The 16,773-nt window shown below is 42.5% G+C and carries 11 protein-coding genes and 1 pseudogene; 5 read left to right on the top strand and 7 right to left on the bottom strand.

Annotated elements, in window-relative coordinates; translation table 11 throughout:
- The first annotated feature begins 2 nt into the window (after positions 1-2).
- Entirely contained in the window at positions 3-218 is a 216-nt protein-coding gene (locus FSB73_RS12860; RefSeq protein WP_146782815.1) for a hypothetical protein, read from the top strand.
- 73 nt (positions 219-291) lie between these two features.
- Here the strand turns inward: FSB73_RS12860 and FSB73_RS24955 are convergent, their stop codons facing one another.
- From FSB73_RS24955 to FSB73_RS12835, 6 genes and pseudogenes are all read right to left on the bottom strand, one after another.
- Positions 292-1,020, bottom strand: a complete 729-nt coding sequence (locus FSB73_RS24955) for a DUF4982 domain-containing protein (RefSeq protein ID WP_225974829.1) — start codon at positions 1,018-1,020, stop codon at positions 292-294.
- 396 nt (positions 1,021-1,416) lie between these two features.
- A pseudogene (locus FSB73_RS24950) lies at positions 1,417-2,693 on the bottom strand (glycoside hydrolase family 2 TIM barrel-domain containing protein); the annotation flags it as partial.
- Positions 2,694-2,979: 286 nt separating this feature from the next.
- Complete coding sequence (locus FSB73_RS12850) at positions 2,980-3,360, bottom strand: YccF domain-containing protein (RefSeq protein ID WP_146782810.1); 381 nt, start codon at positions 3,358-3,360, stop codon at positions 2,980-2,982.
- Positions 3,361-3,480: 120 nt separating this feature from the next.
- A complete protein-coding gene (locus FSB73_RS23505) occupies positions 3,481-4,053 on the bottom strand; it encodes a hypothetical protein (protein WP_192904057.1) in 573 nt (190 codons plus the stop codon).
- 40 nt (positions 4,054-4,093) lie between these two features.
- On the bottom strand, positions 4,094-6,772 hold the full coding sequence (gene mutS / locus FSB73_RS12840; RefSeq protein ID WP_146782806.1) for a DNA mismatch repair protein MutS: 2,679 nt from the start codon (positions 6,770-6,772) through the stop codon (positions 4,094-4,096).
- A gap of 355 nt (positions 6,773-7,127) precedes the next feature.
- Positions 7,128-8,627 (bottom strand): catalase, encoded by a 1,500-nt coding sequence (locus tag FSB73_RS12835; RefSeq protein ID WP_146782803.1) that lies wholly within the window; start codon positions 8,625-8,627, stop codon positions 7,128-7,130.
- Between the two features lie 493 nt (positions 8,628-9,120).
- Between FSB73_RS12835 and FSB73_RS12830 the strand changes: the two genes are divergently transcribed.
- Together FSB73_RS12830 and FSB73_RS12825 are read left to right on the top strand one after the other, a co-directional pair.
- On the top strand, positions 9,121-11,520 hold the full coding sequence (locus tag FSB73_RS12830; protein ID WP_146782800.1) for a TonB-dependent receptor domain-containing protein: 2,400 nt from the start codon (positions 9,121-9,123) through the stop codon (positions 11,518-11,520).
- A gap of 54 nt (positions 11,521-11,574) precedes the next feature.
- Positions 11,575-12,531 (top strand): hydrogen peroxide-inducible genes activator, encoded by a 957-nt coding sequence (locus FSB73_RS12825; protein ID WP_146782797.1) that lies wholly within the window; start codon positions 11,575-11,577, stop codon positions 12,529-12,531.
- Between the two features lie 298 nt (positions 12,532-12,829).
- On the opposite strand, the gene FSB73_RS12820 is transcribed toward FSB73_RS12825, so the two are convergent.
- Positions 12,830-13,864, bottom strand: a complete 1,035-nt coding sequence (locus FSB73_RS12820; protein ID WP_146782793.1) for a c-type cytochrome — start codon at positions 13,862-13,864, stop codon at positions 12,830-12,832.
- A gap of 338 nt (positions 13,865-14,202) precedes the next feature.
- Between FSB73_RS12820 and FSB73_RS12815 the strand changes: the two genes are divergently transcribed.
- Together FSB73_RS12815 and mqnE are read left to right on the top strand one after the other, a co-directional pair.
- A complete protein-coding gene (locus FSB73_RS12815; RefSeq protein ID WP_225973980.1) occupies positions 14,203-14,862 on the top strand; it encodes a response regulator in 660 nt (219 codons plus the stop codon).
- Between the two features lie 568 nt (positions 14,863-15,430).
- The gene (gene mqnE / locus FSB73_RS12810) at positions 15,431-16,609 is read left to right on the top strand and encodes an aminofutalosine synthase MqnE (protein WP_146782790.1); all 1,179 of its coding nucleotides are present in this window, start codon (positions 15,431-15,433) and stop codon (positions 16,607-16,609) included.
- Positions 16,610-16,773: the final 164 nt, after the last annotated feature.

Below are 16,773 nucleotides of genomic sequence, written 5' to 3'. Positions count from 1 at the left end.
AAATGCCTAGAGACCCGATACCACTAATTCGAATTGGAGGATTTATGGATGCTGAGAAGTTATATGTTCTCTTATATGAAGGAACCGTGACAGAAAAAAAATATTTAGAGGACTTAAGCCACTCTGAACTTTTTAATGATAATGGGCTGATAGAAATAATACCTCTAAAAAGACCAAAAAACAAGGGATCCGATCCTTTCAGTGTAAAAGGGTTATAAAAGCAAATAATATAAAAGCCCCGACTGATCGGGGCTTTTATATTATTTGTGCTTGTTCTATCCAACGCTTATTTTATTTAACTTCGATGTCTACGGTAGCAGGCTGCAGGCCTTCACTGGTCACTGTCAATTTTAGATTGCTTTTACTATTATGCGCTTTAATGATGGCAAGGCCCAAGCCGTTATAGGCACTCCGCGCTTCTTTATCACTGAAAGGCCTGAGATCCGTCTCTTTACCATTATCCAGAGCAGCGATTTCCCCATCCCCGCTAAGGGAGAAATGCAGCAAATTATCTGCATAAGGCACCAGGTTGCCATTTTGATCCTCTACCTGAATTTTGACAAAGGATAAATCATGGTTATCCGCCTGTAAAGTAGAACGGTCAGCAGTTGCGATCAGTTTGTACGGCTTACCTGCTGTATGGATTTCCGTTACCTTAACAATCTTGCCATTTTTTCTGGAAATGGCTTTTAAGGTGCCTGCCACAAATGGAATACTGTCCCAGGCCACATGCAGGTCATCTCCCGTCTTTTTACGGACACCCAGAGACTTACCATTAAGCAATAGTTCTACTTCGTCTGCATGATTATAATAGGCCCAGATATCGATCTTTTGACCGGGTTTCCAATTCCAATGGGGGAAAACATGCAACACATCTTTATCCGTAAACAGGCTCTGATAAAGATAATAGACATCTTTAGGGAAACCTGCCAGATCTACAATACCAAAATAGGAACTTCTGGCAGGGAATGGATAAGGAGTCGGTTCGCCTAAATAATCAAATCCGGTCCAAATATACATACCGCTCAAAAAAGGATATTTGAGTAATTCTTTCAGGGTTTCCTCATGGGTAGATCCCCAGGGGGCAGAACTGTTGTCATAGGCGGAGCAGATATAATCTGGTGTTCCCCCATTTTTTTCTTTGGTAAAACCTGCCCAACGTCTGATTGAATCGGAAGGTTGTAAATATTCGCCCCTTGATTGCAGTGATGACACAGTTTCTGTCAGTATAAATTTCTGTCCAGGGAATTCCTTTGGCAAATTCGCCCAGCCCTTATGATGATAATTGACACCAATCAATCCCAGTTTTCCGGTACGGGCAATATTATTGTCTTTTTTGGGATCATTCAAGGCAGCAGTTGTCGGCCGGTTGTCCAAACTGTCTATAATATGGGTCAATGCTCTGGTAATATTACGACCTGACGTATCCTTATCTCCTCCCCATTGCTCTGGGATCTCATTGCCGATGCTCCAGATAAATACACTGGGATGATTGCGGTCTCTGAGCACCTGATCTACCAGGTCTTTATGGTACCACTGATCCCAATACAAATGATAGTCAAAATTGTTTTTCTTTTTCTTCCACATATCAAACGCTTCATCCATGACGATAAAGCCCATCTTGTCACAGAGCTCCAACCACTCAGGTGCCGGGGGTTATGCGAGGTTCTGATCCCGTTTATCCCCATGTCTTTAAGAATCTGCAACTGCCGCTCCATGGCACGGTAATTCACAGCACTTCCAAGAGCTCCCATATCATGATGCATACACACCCCAATAATCTTTATGGATTTGCCATTTAAAAAGAAGCCTTTTTCCCTGTCAAAATGGAAGCTTCTAATGCCAAAGCTGGTGGTGTACGTATCTTCCTTTTTGCCACCTCTGTAAACTTCTGTTACGGCCTTATATAGATGTGGCGTTTCCAGACTCCATAATTTAGGGGCAGTGATAGGTGCCTCTTTGCTTCTTTCCAATAGCTGGCCAGCCGCGAGTGTAAATTTATCGGTTAGAATTTTTACTACTCTTTTATCATCGTCAAAAATTACCGTCTTGACTTCTACCGGAACGGATCTGTCCAGCGTGTTTTTGACTTTGGTTTGCAGTTTTATCGTAGCCTGACTGCTGGAAACTTCAGGTGTCGTAATATATGTGCCGTAATGCTCTACGTAAACATCTCCTTTTTTCTCCAGCCAGACATTGCGGTAAATACCACTGCCACTATACCATCTGGAATTAGGCTGATGATTGTGCACTAATACCTTGATTTCATTTTTGGCACCAAATTTTAAATAAGGAGTGAGTTCATACTGAAAGGAGATGTAACCATTAGGGCGCGTGCCGAGCTGATGCCCATTAATCCAAACGGTACTGTTCATATACACACCGTCAAAATCAATAAAAAGGTGTTTGTCCTTATCTGAAGCTGGCAGGGTAAATTCTTTTTTGTACATGGCCGTTCCACCTCTGAGTGATGCGCCCCCATTGGTACTGGGGCTATACTGATCAAAAGGTTGTTCAATACTCCAGTCATGGGGTAATTGCACGCTTACCCAAGGTTTGCTTTCTAATCTGGATGGCACATAGATATTGGCCGTATCCAATTGGATCTGCCAATCATTATCAAAAGATTCGCGGGTGCTTTGTGCCTGAAGTGTTAGTACTGATGCCAATAACAAGCAGGTGCCTGCGAGCATCTTACGGTTTGTTTTCATCGATCGTCCTTAAATGTTTTAAAATGATCCTGAACATCTGCGCTCCCTTTGAAATTAAAACAGTTATCCAAGTAGCCGTCAATTCCGGTGATTACAGATATCCCGAGTGATTTGTGAATGGGTGTTATTTGATAATACTTATTCAAAGCATGATCAAATAGCATGCTTCCTCCAAAAATAGGAAAATAAAACAATAATGCGCCGGCAAAGCGCATTTAAGGATAAAAAGTTAGTTTGACATTTCTTGTAATACAACCGTGCTAATTGTCTAAATCAGTGCTTTACCAAAAGGCATCAAAGAAAGGCTCATTAGTTTAAAATGTTGTCTGCCAAAAGGAATGCCGATAATGGTAATACATAATATTACCCCGAATACCAGATGGGTCAGTGCAATCCAGATCCCGCCACATAAAATCCAAAGTATATTTAAAAAGGTGGTAAGGCATCCTGGGGCGCTGCCCTTAATGGCGGCCTTATCTATAATTTTTAATCCAAAAGGCGCCAGGGAGGCAATCCCCAGTTTAAAACTTTGCAAACCAAAGGGAATACCGATTATGGTTAAACAAAGAATAATACCGCCAATAAAATATTCCAGGCCTACTAAAAGTCCGCCAAATATCAACCAGATAATATTGCCTATCAAATTCATATGGATTAATTTTATTATTTATAAATGCATTATTTTTTAGGTTGATGCAAATAAGTTATTCTTTATTCTTTATTCTTCATTACCCATTCTCTATGCTTTAGCCTTAGACTTATTTTTAATTTACTGATTTTCAAGGTCAGTGTGCTTATCAGTATCTCCTTTCGTATCTCCCTGCGAATCAGCTTCTGCATCAGTGTTGCCACTGGCTGGCTGATTTTCAGAAAGTTGATCTTCTGCGGCTGGCGCTGGGTCCGTTTGCGCTAAGTCCACTTCATTTTCATCATTTTCATCATTTTCGCTGCCTTGATTTTCCGCAGGCTGCTGATCTGCGCTTTGGGTCTCGCTATCTGTATTAGATTCAGTGTCAGCTGCCGTAGCATTATCCTCATGCTCATTATCTTCTTTTGGACGCTCAATGCCTAGTTTCTCCAGCCGGTTTTCTGTCAGAAAATCAAAGAGTTTCTGGGAGTTAAGCGTCAGCTTATCATAATCAATTTTTAGCTGCGGAATCAAATCAACCAGTGTATTAACCCTTCCTTCCGTATTTAAAAACTTATTGAGCACCACCACCCTTTTATGGTCGAGCAAACACCAGCCACTCTGAAAATTGCCTCTTTCATAGCGCACAGTGTATTTAGATTCTTCTAAGATATCCTCTAATTTATCGACAAATCCAGTGGTATATTTAATCATTTTTAGTTTTCTAACTTTGTGTGAATATATTCTAATTTGTTTATTTGAGCAAACCCTTGATCTGATTGAGTTTTAACAACGCCTCTACCGGCGTCAGCTCATTAATATTTATCTCATTAAGCGCACTGCGGATCTGGTCAAAAACCTCCGTATGCGTATCAAAAATACTCAGTTGTAAATGCGGCGCATTCGCTTTTTTCAAGCCTTCCGAAGCAGTTTGAACGCTCGGCATCCTAGCCCCTTCTGTTTTACCCTCTTCATGACTGTTTAAGTTGGAAACACTACCACCTAATCCGTCGTCATCTCTTTTCAGCTCCAGCTGTTTTAAGATTTCTGTGGCTCTGTCTGTCAGAGATGGCGGCATGCCGGCCATCTTTGCTACATGGATACCAAAGCTATGGGTACTACCTCCGGGTGCCAGTTTACGAAGGAAAATAATCTTATGGCCGATTTCTTTATTGGTGATATGATAGTTTTTGACCCTGGGTAAATAAGACTCCAGGTCATTGAGCTCATGATAATGGGTGGCAAACAAGGTCTTTGGTTTTCCAGCAGCCCCATGCAAATACTCTACAATGCTCCAGGCAATAGAGATCCCGTCATAGGTGGATGTACCCCGGCCGATCTCATCGAGCAAAATGAGGCTCCTGGTAGAAATATTATTAATAATACTTGCCGTCTCGTTCATTTCTACCATAAAAGTACTTTCACCGCCACTCAGGTTATCACTGGCCCCTACACGCGTGAAGATCTTATCGGTCAAGGGGACTTCTGCCTGACTAGCCGGCACAAAGCTACCCATATGTGCCATGAGTGTGATCAGGGCCGTCTGGCGCAAAAGTGCACTTTTACCACTCATATTAGGACCCGTCAAAATAATAATCTGCTGGTTATCGGCGTCCAGTACAATATCATTGGAAACATAAGGTTCTCCAGGTGGCAGATGCCTTTCTATGACCGGATGACGGCTTTCTTTCAAATGTAAACCTGTGCCTTTGTGTAAGGTCGGCTTATGGTAATTATATTTTAATGCATTACTGGCAAAAGTCCCCAATAAATCAAGCGTGGCCAATAACTGCGCATTGACTTGCAGACTACGGGTATGACCGGCAAGCACTTCTAATAATTGCGTATAGATCTGGCTTTCCAATACGGCTATTTTCTCCTGAGCACCGGTTATCTTTTCTTCGTACCCTTTTAACTCTTCTGTTATATATCTTTCGGCACTGGCCAGCGTCTGTTTACGGATCCAGTTGTCAGGGACTTTATCTTTATGCAGATTAGTCACTTCCAGATAATAGCCAAATACGTTATTGAAGCCCACTTTTAAAGAAGAAATGCCTGTGGCCTCCGCTTCTCTTTTCTGCATGGCTTCCAGATAGCTTTTGCCATTAGCGGATATCTCTCTGAGTTCATCCAGCTCGCTGGATACACCTGGTGCAACAATACCTCCTTTTGAGGCCTGCGCAGGCGGCTCAGCCACCAATTCCCGGCAAATTTTTTCTCTGATTTCTTCCAGTGGCGTCAACTGTCCCGACAGACTACCAAGCAGCGGATCTTTTTGGCCTTCCAAAAGCGATCGTACCTGCTGACAGACCTCCAGACTACTGGCTAGTTGTACCACTTCTCTGGGGCCTACTCTTTTCATAGCGACTTTGCTGGCCAGGCGTTCCAGATCGCCAGATCCGGAGAGCAAATTTTGCAAAGATTGTAAGGTGTCGGGGCTGAGAACCAGGGCTTCTACACTAGATAAGCGCTGCTGGATCTTGCTTAGATCAATGAGTGGCATAATCAGCCATCTTTTCAAGAGCCTGGCCCCCATAGCGGTGCGGGAATTGTCCAGTACCTGTAACAGGCATTGCTCCCCGGCCTGCCTGCCGGCAGGCAACAGTTCCAGATTACGAATCGTAAAACGATCCATCCAAAGAAAATCGTCCTTTTCAATGCGTTGAATCTGGGTAATATGATCCAGATCCGGATGCTGGGTTTCTTTCAGGTAATAAAGGATTGCCCCTGCTGCAATGATGCCACTATCCAATTGGTCGATCCCGAAGCCTTTGAGGCTATGGACCTGAAAATGTTTTAAAAGCGCCTCTTTTGCAAAGGACAGTTCAAAAATCCAGGACTCTAAAGTATAAGTGAAGATGTCGGTTCCAAACTGTTCTTTTAATATTTTCTGGTGGCTGCGCTGATAGATGATCTCTGCTGGTCTAAGGGACTGTACTAATTTTTCAATGTATTCTCCACTTCCCTCGGCCACAAAAAACTCACCAGTAGAAATATCTAAAAAAGCGGCCCCCATCTCGTGGGGCGTATAATGGATGGCGGCTAAAAAGTTATTGCTGCCGTTTTCCAATAGCTTATCATCAACCGCCAGACCGGGTGTCACCAGCTCTGTTACCCCTCTTTTGACAATCCCCTTGGCAGCCTTTGGATCTTCCAACTGATCCACGACTGCTACCCGGTAGCCACCCTTAACCAGTTTATGCAAATAAGCATCCAGGGCATGATGCGGGAATCCCGCGAGCTCCATGGCATCGGGATTGCCACTGTTACGCTTGGTCAGCGTAATACCCAGTACCCTGGCTGCATTGACAGCGTCCTGTCCGAAGGTTTCATAAAAATCTCCTACCCTGAATAGCAGAATTGCATCGGGATATTTTTGTTTGATTTCCCGGTGTTGCTGCATTAAGGGTGTTTCACCTTTAGTTTTTGCCATAGGGACAAAGATAGGCGTCACCGCAGGATTTTAAAATGACCATTAAAAATTGTGTATAAAAAGTGGAAATCCTATGATTTAAAGGTTTGGCAGGCAGATTTAAATTGATTTCTAACTGCTTTTAGCCTGAAAAAAGCGATAATAGGTGCGTAGTAAGTGATTTTTTATGGGTTTGGGTCAAAAAAGCCGCCGGCTGTGACAACTTTTGGTGGCAAAACACCTGTGCACAACCAGCGGCTTGTTATAAAAAACTAACGCAAAATCCCGGAAATATTAGAAGTATTTTAGGGATTAGTAATATTGAGCGTCAGCGTGGCAAGACTGCCCGAAAGGGCAGCAGTCACTAGCCTCTTTTCTAAATTTCCGTTCTCGGCATCTGATCCATTACTTTGGTCACATCTACGCCCAGGCCCTCGGCAACACCCATACCCAAGCCCGTATCTGCCCGAAAGAAATGACAAAGTTGCCTGTTGATAATCTCCGCTCTTTTAGGACCTGTAATGCCACTCATGGCACCTACGATATTTTCAATCAGGTGTTGCTTACCGGTAGCGTCAAGCACTTCCCTAAAGAAAATGCCCGGTTGAGTGTAATGATCATCTTCTCCAGGTCCATTGCGGTCAAACCAATCTGCGACATCGCTGTCCAGCTGATCTGCCGGACGTGTATAAGACGGATCGGGGCGTACATCACTGAAGCTATTGGGATAATAATTGGGCGATTTTCCCCCGTTGCCATCGATACGCATATGCCCGTCCCTTTGGTAGTTATTAACTGCAAAGGGGCAACGGTTAACCGGAATCTGTTCATAATTGGCCCCCAAACGGTAACGCTGGGCATCCGTATAGCCCAATATACGACCCTGCAGCATTTTATCCGGTGAAAAACCAATCCCGTCCACAATATGAGCCGGCGCAAATGCCGACTGTTCAATCTGGGCAAAATAATTTTCGGCATTCTCGTTGAGTTCAGCAATCCCTACTTCTATGAGCGGAAACTCTTTCTGTGACCAGGTCTTGCTGACATCAAACGGATTAAACCGATGGGTTTTGGCTTGCTGCTCAGTCATTACCTGAATGCACATTTTCCACCTAGGAAAATCGCCTTTATCAATGGACTCCAGCAAATCTCTTTGGGCAAAGTCGGCGTCCACACTTTTCATCTGGGCTGCGTCCTCACTGCTAAAATTCTTAATGCCTTGTTCGCAGCGCATATGAAATTTTACCCAAACTTTTTCACCCTCTTTATTGATCAGACTGAAGGTATTGCTACCATAGCCGTGCATATGGCGGTAGCCATAAGGCGTTCCTCTGTCAGACATCACAAATAGCACTTGGTGCAAACTCTCCGGACACAGGCTCCAAAAATCCCAAACAGCTGTAGCACTCTTACAATTAGTGTAAGGATCTCTTTTTTGTGTATGGATAAAATCCGGAAATTTCTTAGCGTCTTTGATAAAGAAGATCGGGGTATTGTTTCCTACCAGATCCCAGTTCCCGTCCTCGGTATAGTATTTCATGGCAAATCCCCTGGGATCTCTTTCTGTATCTGCACTGCCTCTTTCTCCCGCTACTGTAGAAAATCGAAATAGAATTCTGGTTTTCTTCCCTATCTCACTAAACAGCTTCGCCTTGGTATATTTTGTAATATCGCCGGTTACGGTGAAGGTGCCAAAAGCGCCGGAGCCCTTGGCATGCACAATGCGTTCGGGGATTCTTTCCCGGTTAAAATGAGCCAGTTTTTCATGGAGGATAAAATCCTCTAATAATAACGGTCCTCTTGGACCAACACCCTTGGTGTCTTCATGATCTACATAAGGTATGCCGGAGGCACTGGTTAATTTTTTGTCACTCATGATTATTTGGTTTTAAATTTTAAATATTTTTTGAAGGATCGTTTCTGTAATTGGACGATGCGTTAGACAAATATAGGCAAACAGGAAAGGACTAACGATTGATAGCACCTATATCCCATAGACGAAATCTATCAACCTTTCAAATCACATCGACACCATTAAGTCTTATTTCCCTAGGCTGCTTCAGTCCGCTATGAAGACTCATGCTACCATTTATAATAAAGTTTTTAAAGGCTGCAATCCTCCGATTCGGGGATAAATGAGCAATAATTTGTCTCGATAATGGCCTCGATTTTTGCCTTTTTATTTAAAAAATCTATTAAAGCAAATTCCCTCATTCGATTTAACATTTCATTAATTACTATTAAATAATTGTATTAAAACAATATACATTTTATCATATAAAAAATATAATAAAATACATAATACTATGCATTGCATAGTACCAATAGATACATAGTTTTGTGGTATTAATAGTACTAAACAAACTACAATGAAAAAGTTTTTGCTCCTTTTAGTGATGACCGTAACCGTAATGAGCGGTTTTGCCCAAAAATCTGCCGCTGTGCTTTTAGGCCATGTGGAAGATGAGAACGGTCAGCCGGTGGCTTTCGCCACCCTGCGTTTCCTACCTTCAGATTCCTCATCCAAGGCCGTAGCCGAAAAGATCGCGGATCAGTCGGGTGATTTTATTATCGATTTGCCGGTGGGCAACCGGTATTACCTGATCGCTACAGGTGCCAGTTTTACCCCCACTAAAAAATGGGTACAAATCAGTGATAGCGCCATGACAATTACATTATTTAAAAAGACAGAAGAGCTGGAAGCTGTCACTGTCAAGGCCAAGGTTCCATTGGTTACTAGAAAAATCGACCGGGTTGTACTCAATGTTCAGGACAATGCACTGGTGGCAGGCAAAAATTCTATGGAGATTATGGAGATGGCGCCCGGCATGTTTGTAGACCGTAACGGCGGTATATCCATTAACGGCAATACGGGTGTCCGGGTAATGGTGGATGGGGTCATGTTGCAACTCAGCGGTGATGATCTGACGGCGTATTTAAATAACTTGCAGGCCGCAGATATTAAATCTATCGAGGTGATTGCCCATCCTTCCGCTGAGTATGATGCGCAGGGTAGCGGCGGTATCATCAATATTATTCTAAAAAAACAACGCACTGCAGGTCTTTCTGGTAGTGTTAATACGGGCTATTCCATCGGCCGCTATCCTGGAAACGACCAGGGGTTGCAACTGAATTATCATAATAACAAACTGACGCTCACAGGTAATTATAGCCATTACCAGAATAAAGCCTTTAATGATATCCATCAGTCCAGGACTTTTCCTGAAAATGGCCTGTATACGGCCTCTAATCTGATTATTAACCGTTACAATGGACAAAGTGTTCGATTGGGCGCCACCTATGATATCAGTAAGGGACAATATATTGCCTTGGGCTATAACGGATCCTTCAATCATAGCAGCAGTGTGACGCACTCAATTAGCAGCATTGATTACCCTGCAAGTCCGGCGGACAATTTTAGTTCAGATGGTCACTTTACGGATCAAAAAGCCCGTAACCTGAATAATTTCACCTTTAATTATCACCTGGATACAGACAGTTCCGGCTCTAATCTTGAAATTATGGGAGATTATACCGCCACACATAATAACAGCTCCAGCCTGGCCATTAGTCAGGACCTGGACGCTGCTGGCCTTCCACTCAGTGATAGTAGTTTTAGGTACAGCATGCCTAATCAGGCGAAAATCTTAACGGCGGATATTAAATATATGAAGGTATTTACCCCCACCACCAAACTGCATATCGGCGGTAAATATACAGGCACCCAGATTGACCATATCAATCAGTTTACCCGCGTTTTGGATAATAGCTGGACCGAGGATCCTGACCGGTATTATCAATTCCATTACCGTGAAAATATCCTGGCTGGTTTTATGACCCTGGAAACTAAAGTATTACAAACTGAAGTACAATTAGGACTCAGGGGAGAATATACCAAAACAAAAGGGTCGCTAGACGCTGCTGTCAGCAGCGTCAATAAAAACGATTATTTTAATCTCTTTCCGACCATCTTTTTTAAAAAGGACCTGAATGAAAAGGGAAGTAATTACTTAAGCCTTTCTTACAACAAAAGAATCGAACGCCCTTATTATAGTGATCTGAACCCTTATGTTTCTTATCTGGACAATTATACAATAGAAACTGGTAATCCAAATCTTAAACCTCAGTTTGCAGACAATTATGAATTGGGTCTTACCTTGGATAATAAGTATAATTTTTCCGTAGGCTATACGCAGTTTAAAGATGAGATTTCTCAGATTACGCATATCAACCAGGATACAGCGCTGGTAGAGATTACCCGTGGTAATACGGGTTCCACCAAAAGATATTCAGCAACCTTAAGTATTCCTATCCAGGTCACTAAATGGTGGCGTACCAATAATACGTTGCAGTTCCGTTATGAGGATATTAAGACCAGTGGGTTTGCCATTAAACAGCCCCTGTATTATTTGCAGACTGCGCAAGATTTTAAATTAGCTAAAACCTGGTCTGCCAATCTGAGTGCTTTTTACCTAAACCATGCAATTGAAGGAAATATCTTTGTTGGTAATATCTCAAAAGTGGACATCGGCATCGAAAAAAAGCTCCTGGATGGCAATTTGAAGATCCGTGCCGGCGTAACGGATTTATTTTTAGGGCGAAAAATTACGGCTGACATCAAATACGATGATAACCTGATCCATCTCACGCAGGCCAGGCAAAGCAGGATGTTTAAATTGTCTTTAACTTATAATTTCAGAAGAGGTAAATCCTTTAAAGCCAAAAAGATAGAAAGTTCCAGTGAAGATGCCCAAAGCAGACTGCAATAAGCACTTTATCAATAAAATTGAATAACTTTGTTCACTTAATAGATATTAACAATAATGACTTTTACACAATTAGAATATATCGTGGCGGTCAATGCCTACCGGCATTTTGCAGATGCTGCTCAGAGTTGTCATATAACGCAACCCACGCTAAGCATGCAGATTCAAAAACTGGAAGAAGAGCTGGCGGTCAAAATTTTTGACCGCAGCAAACAACCGGTCGTGCCAACCGTGGCCGGGGAAGAGATTATTGAACAGGCCAGAAGGATCCTTGCAGAAAAAGCGGTACTTACTGAAATGATCCAGGAGAAAAAGGACCTGGTAACAGGAGAAATCAAGGTAGCAGTCATTCCTACCCTCGCCCCCTATTTATTACCCTTATTTGTACCGGTATTTACCAAGAAGTTTCCGCAGGTTAAACTTAGTATTATTGAACTGACCACCGAGCATTTGATTAAAAAACTAAGAGAGGGGCAAATTGATATGGGCATACTCGTAACACCGCTACATGAAAAGGGGATCAAGGAAGATCCGCTTTTCTATGAGGAACTCATGGTATACTCTTCCGGCAAAAATAAATTGCTGCGCAAGCACTTTATTTTGTCTGGAGATATTGACCCCAATGATCTTTTACTATTAGAAGAGGGGCATTGTTTTCGCTCCCAGATCATTAATTTATGTGAGCTGAGAAAACGCGGCAGTCATGCCCCGCATTTTGAATACGAGGCAGGTAGTCTTGAAACACTACGCAGGATGGTAGATGCGGGAGAAGGTATTACGATTTTACCGGAACTGGCAACTTATAGCTTGAATCCGGAACAAAAAGAAAGGCTGCGGATGTTTAAGTCTCCTGCTCCCGTCAGAGAAGTAGGTATTGTTACCCACCGGGATTTTGTCAAAAGAAAACTGGTGGGTGCCATTAAGCACGCAGTGCTGGACAGTATCCCTGTAAAACTGCGCAGCAATGAAAAGAAATCCATCGTTCCGATTCTGCATAGCAGTCTGCATGCATAGTTGAACGTATGAGGCATTACCATAACATAAACAAGCTGGAACAGTTTTAGTCAGTCAAGTTGGTTAGGTAGCAGGTTCCGAATTTCTGCTACCTGTCCAATTCCAGAGAGCACTCCAGGCAATTAATAATTGACCAATTTCTACAACCAAAAATCAGCCAACGCTTTTAGCGCCTTTTTTTTTAGATTAGCTGTGACCTTAACTATTATTATGGCTGCAACTTAGGCTATAACGCAGCCAGGCTAGAATGCATTCACTGTATTATAGACGAATGGATTGTCGTCCTAATTATTCCACATCATCGCCCTGCCAGCAGGGTCGTTGACTTTTTGGCGGGCAGACTCCTGAGATAAGCATAGATCGCAGCCAGGTCGGTGGAATCCATACCGCTATACATCGACCATGGCATAATGGTATTTTGATCACCAGGTCTCATCTGGCCTAAATTAGCTGTATCTGCGTAGAACTTAAACTTTGCCACAAAGTTGTGCTCCGTCCACTGGCCAATGCCCGTTGTTGAATCGGGGGTTATATTGGACGAATACAAATCTCCTGATGGCATTTTAAATAGACGGCCACCGGCAAAAAGTCTGGCCTGGTCAATACGCCCATGGGTAGCCGGGGTATGACACTCCGCGCAACCAGCAATGGTGGTCAGATAGCCACCATAAGCCACCCGATCTGTTTTAGGTGGCATAGGTTTAAAATCTGCTGGTTGAGGTATCAGCCTAAGTAGTAAATTCATGGGAAAATCAATGGATCTTGGTGGGGATTGTTTAGCACTCGGTTTAAGGGTTCTGATATATGCAATAATTGCGGCTGCATCTGTGGGATCCAGGTGCCGGTAATAGGGATAAGGCATCACTGGAAAAAGTACTTCTCCATCTGGTTTTACGCCCGTTGTAAAAGCTCTTAGGACTTGGTCATCGGTCCAATTGGCTAAATGTCCGGGGGTGATATTTTTGGCATAGAAAACACCTGGAAATCCCATTTGCTGATTAAACACTTCTCCACCTGTGCCCGCTGTTCCCTTTACAGGTGGTCCGCTATAACGAGTCCAGTCTCTTTCACCGTGGCAATCCATACAAATCGTTACATGATTGGCCAGATAAGCGCCTCTGGCGATCACTTCTGGTGTCACCTGTGGCAGCTTGGCGCTCAGTTTTGTATCCCTGGTACGGATGATTGGAAGATAATAAAGCACCAGCGAGATCGCAATAATCACTGCTGCAATGCTCAAGAACCAAAAATTAAATTTCCGGGCTCTTTTAGTAGCTCGCCGTGCCTGTGATCTATTACCCTGACCATGCGCATTTTGTTTTGACGTTTCCATTTATATTTAATTTTTCATTATTTAAGATGCAGACAAACTTTACTTTAGCAGTTATGAACCCAGCTATGGCTCATCTATTCAACACATTTCACAACTTTGTTTATCACTGGTTTTATAAACAGCAATTCCTGTAGCCGGACAAAGATCAATCATCCCCTTTTAGCAAACAATCCCCTATTGAGGGGATTTTTGGAATTTAAATTTTCTGGTTCAAAACATGGATATTCTACGTACAATAAGCTTGCTTTTGGAAAGTCCGGAAAATTTAAGCAATTTTAAGGGAGCAAGCATCATAAAAATGCTGCCACTTGTGACTTTATATTTCTAAATGCTTCAATATGAGTACAAATAACGTAACCGGCATGAATGCCATCTCCTCGCTCTTAATTGTAGATGACCACCCTATGGTTATTGCAGGACTTCAGCAGTTGCTGTCCAGTCTGGATTTTGTCCAGGTAAAAGCTACGGCCTGCAGTGCTGCCATGGCAATGGCTAAATTAAAAGAACAGGCAATTGATATCGTCCTTTTGGATATTAATTTGCCAGACGTCAATGGCATTGATCTTTGCAAAAAGATGAAAGGCAGTTTCCCGGAGGTTAAAATTGTGGGACTAAGCACCTTTAGTGAGCGCAGCTATATTTTAAGGATGCTGGACAATGGCGCATCCGGCTATCTGATTAAAAGTGCCTCTGCGCAGGAAATCGAAAATGCACTGCGAACCGTGCTGGATGGGAAGCTGTATCTGAGTCTTGCCATGGAGCATATGCTGCAACCAGCGGCTACTCTGCAGGCAGGTAGCTTGCCTGCACTCACCAGAAGAGAAAAAGAAGTATTACAATTGATTGCCAATGGGAAAACCAATACGCAAATAGCCGCAGAATTATTTATCAGTCCACTTACTGTAGACAGCCACCGCAAAAATCTATTAACCAAACTGGATGTCCACAATACGGCAGCACTTATTAGGCTGGCAGTGGAGCAGCGGTTACTGGACTAAGGCGACTCTTAGATCCTTGTGGTATTCATCCTCGAACCTCGCTTCAAGAATATCATTTAAATAATTTTTATTTCAAAAACATAAGTATATCATTGGACCTAATTCTTATTTGTAAACTTTCTTCAATAACAAAATAGTTTGATTTTTTCAATACGGATATCATCAAACCTTAGACATTCATCTTTAGTTTTATCTTTGACATGCAAATCAAAAATTTAAGCCTCACCCTCTCGTTTTTTGCTTATAGTTAGTGCTTCTGAAGCCTGTCCATTTCGTATTGATTCAAAATATAATATATCGCACACAATGTTTATTGGCAAATTAGGTTCTTTCTTGATTAACAATGTTTCTTTTTCAATCACTCAAAGATGCATTTAAGGCAAATCTACCCACTCCGTGGGTAAATTTCACCCACGGAGTGGGTAGATTTGCCCTCTAAAAATCAACTTTCGTTGCTTAAAACAACTTTCCTTTCAAAGTGCTTTATCAGCTTATAACAGCAGATCTCCTTGATATTGTGATTGCTTTTAGGCAATAAACCTTAAATTTGTGCATTAAATTTGTGATTATGGTGGAAACTTATAGTGGAGTCGAACAATTGATTTCCAGTGAAAAGGATGCCGAACTTAGAAAAATTGGTGAAAAAGTATTAACTGAGCAAAGGCTGAGTTTCCAGGAGGGTATTACCTTATTTGAAAAGGCATCTCTTGGCTTTGTAGGTGGACTGGCCAATTACGTAAGGGAGAAAAAGCATGGTGACAATACTTATTTCAACCGCAACTTCCATATTGAGCCAACCAACGTCTGTGTATTTACCTGCGCCTTTTGTTCTTATTCCAGATTATACAAAAACAGAGAAGAAGGTTGGGAGCTCTCCGCGGATCAGATGATGCATATTGTCAAAAGCTACGATGGCAAACCCGTCACAGAGGTTCATATAGTAGGTGGTGTACATCCTAAACTCACCATGCAGTTTTTTATTGATGTCATGAAACGCATCAAGGCACACCGCCCGGAACTGCACATTAAGGGTTATACAGCCGTAGAACTCGACTATATGTTCCGCAAAGCCAAAGTTAGCCCTGAAGAAGGCATGCAGTTACTTAAAGATGCGGGTCTGCAGTCTTTGCCAGGTGGCGGTGCTGAAATCTTCCACCCCGATGTACGTAGTAAGATCTGCCATGATAAGGTAGGTACAGAAGGCTGGCTTCGTATTCACAGGGCAGCCCACAATCTGGGTATGCATTCCAATGCAACAATGCTGTTTGGACATATTGAGGATTATACACACCGTATTGACCATATGGACAAACTCAGGAACCTGCAGGATGAAACCGGTGGCTTCAATACGTTTATTCCCCTTAAATTCCGTAACAAAAATAACGACATGTCTAATGTTGCAGAAAGCTCCGTTGTTGAGGACATGCGGCTCTATGCTATTTCCAGGTTGTATTTAGATAATTTCCCTCACATGAAAGCCTACTGGCCGATGCTGGGCAGACAAAATGCGCAGCTAACACTCAGTTTTGGTGTTGATGACCTGGATGGGACTATTGATGATACAACAAAAATCTATACAATGGCTGGCAGTGAGGAACAAAAGCCAGCACTCTCTACAACCGAATTGGTATCACTGATCCGCCAGGCTGGCCGTCACCCAATAGAGAGAGATACATTGTATAATACCATCAAAGATTACAGTGAGGAAGATTTGGATGCATTAGAGGCCAATCCACATTATAACTAGCTGTACCGACAGCGTTATACATAAAGGCGAATGATAGCAAAACGGGCCGGTAAAATTTAAATTTTACCAGCCCGTTTTCTTTTAGCTCACTAACTGCGTTTGTAGGAAAGGTAATTATTGCTTACAATATTATTCTTGCTATTACCTTATATAATTAATGACAA

Source organism: Arachidicoccus ginsenosidivorans (assembly GCF_007971385.1).
Lineage (GTDB): Bacteria > Bacteroidota > Bacteroidia > Chitinophagales > Chitinophagaceae > Arachidicoccus > Arachidicoccus ginsenosidivorans.
The sequence above is the reverse complement of the archived record's forward strand: the minus strand, read 5'-3'. Positions and strand labels throughout refer to the sequence as shown.

What these genes read in the sequence shown, in the direction of transcription:
- FSB73_RS12825 (WP_146782797.1), top strand. Translation starts at nt 11,575, where the DNA reads ATGACTTTTACACAATTAGAATATATCGTGGCGGTCAATGCCTACCGG.
- FSB73_RS12835 (WP_146782803.1), bottom strand. Translation starts at nt 8,627, where the DNA reads ATGAGTGACAAAAAATTAACCAGTGCCTCCGGCATACCTTATGTAGAT.
- FSB73_RS23505 (WP_192904057.1), bottom strand. Translation starts at nt 4,053, where the DNA reads ATGATTAAATATACCACTGGATTTGTCGATAAATTAGAGGATATCTTA.
- FSB73_RS12830 (WP_146782800.1), top strand. Translation starts at nt 9,121, where the DNA reads ATGAAAAAGTTTTTGCTCCTTTTAGTGATGACCGTAACCGTAATGAGC.
- mutS (WP_146782806.1), bottom strand. Translation starts at nt 6,772, where the DNA reads ATGGCAAAAACTAAAGGTGAAACACCCTTAATGCAGCAACACCGGGAA.
- FSB73_RS12850 (WP_146782810.1), bottom strand. Translation starts at nt 3,360, where the DNA reads ATGAATTTGATAGGCAATATTATCTGGTTGATATTTGGCGGACTTTTA.
- FSB73_RS12860 (WP_146782815.1), top strand. Translation starts at nt 3, where the DNA reads ATGCCTAGAGACCCGATACCACTAATTCGAATTGGAGGATTTATGGAT.
- mqnE (WP_146782790.1), top strand. Translation starts at nt 15,431, where the DNA reads ATGGTGGAAACTTATAGTGGAGTCGAACAATTGATTTCCAGTGAAAAG.
- FSB73_RS12815 (WP_225973980.1), top strand. Translation starts at nt 14,203, where the DNA reads ATGAGTACAAATAACGTAACCGGCATGAATGCCATCTCCTCGCTCTTA.
- FSB73_RS24955 (WP_225974829.1), bottom strand. Translation starts at nt 1,020, where the DNA reads ATGTATATTTGGACCGGATTTGATTATTTAGGCGAACCGACTCCTTAT.
- FSB73_RS12820 (WP_146782793.1), bottom strand. Translation starts at nt 13,864, where the DNA reads ATGGAAACGTCAAAACAAAATGCGCATGGTCAGGGTAATAGATCACAG.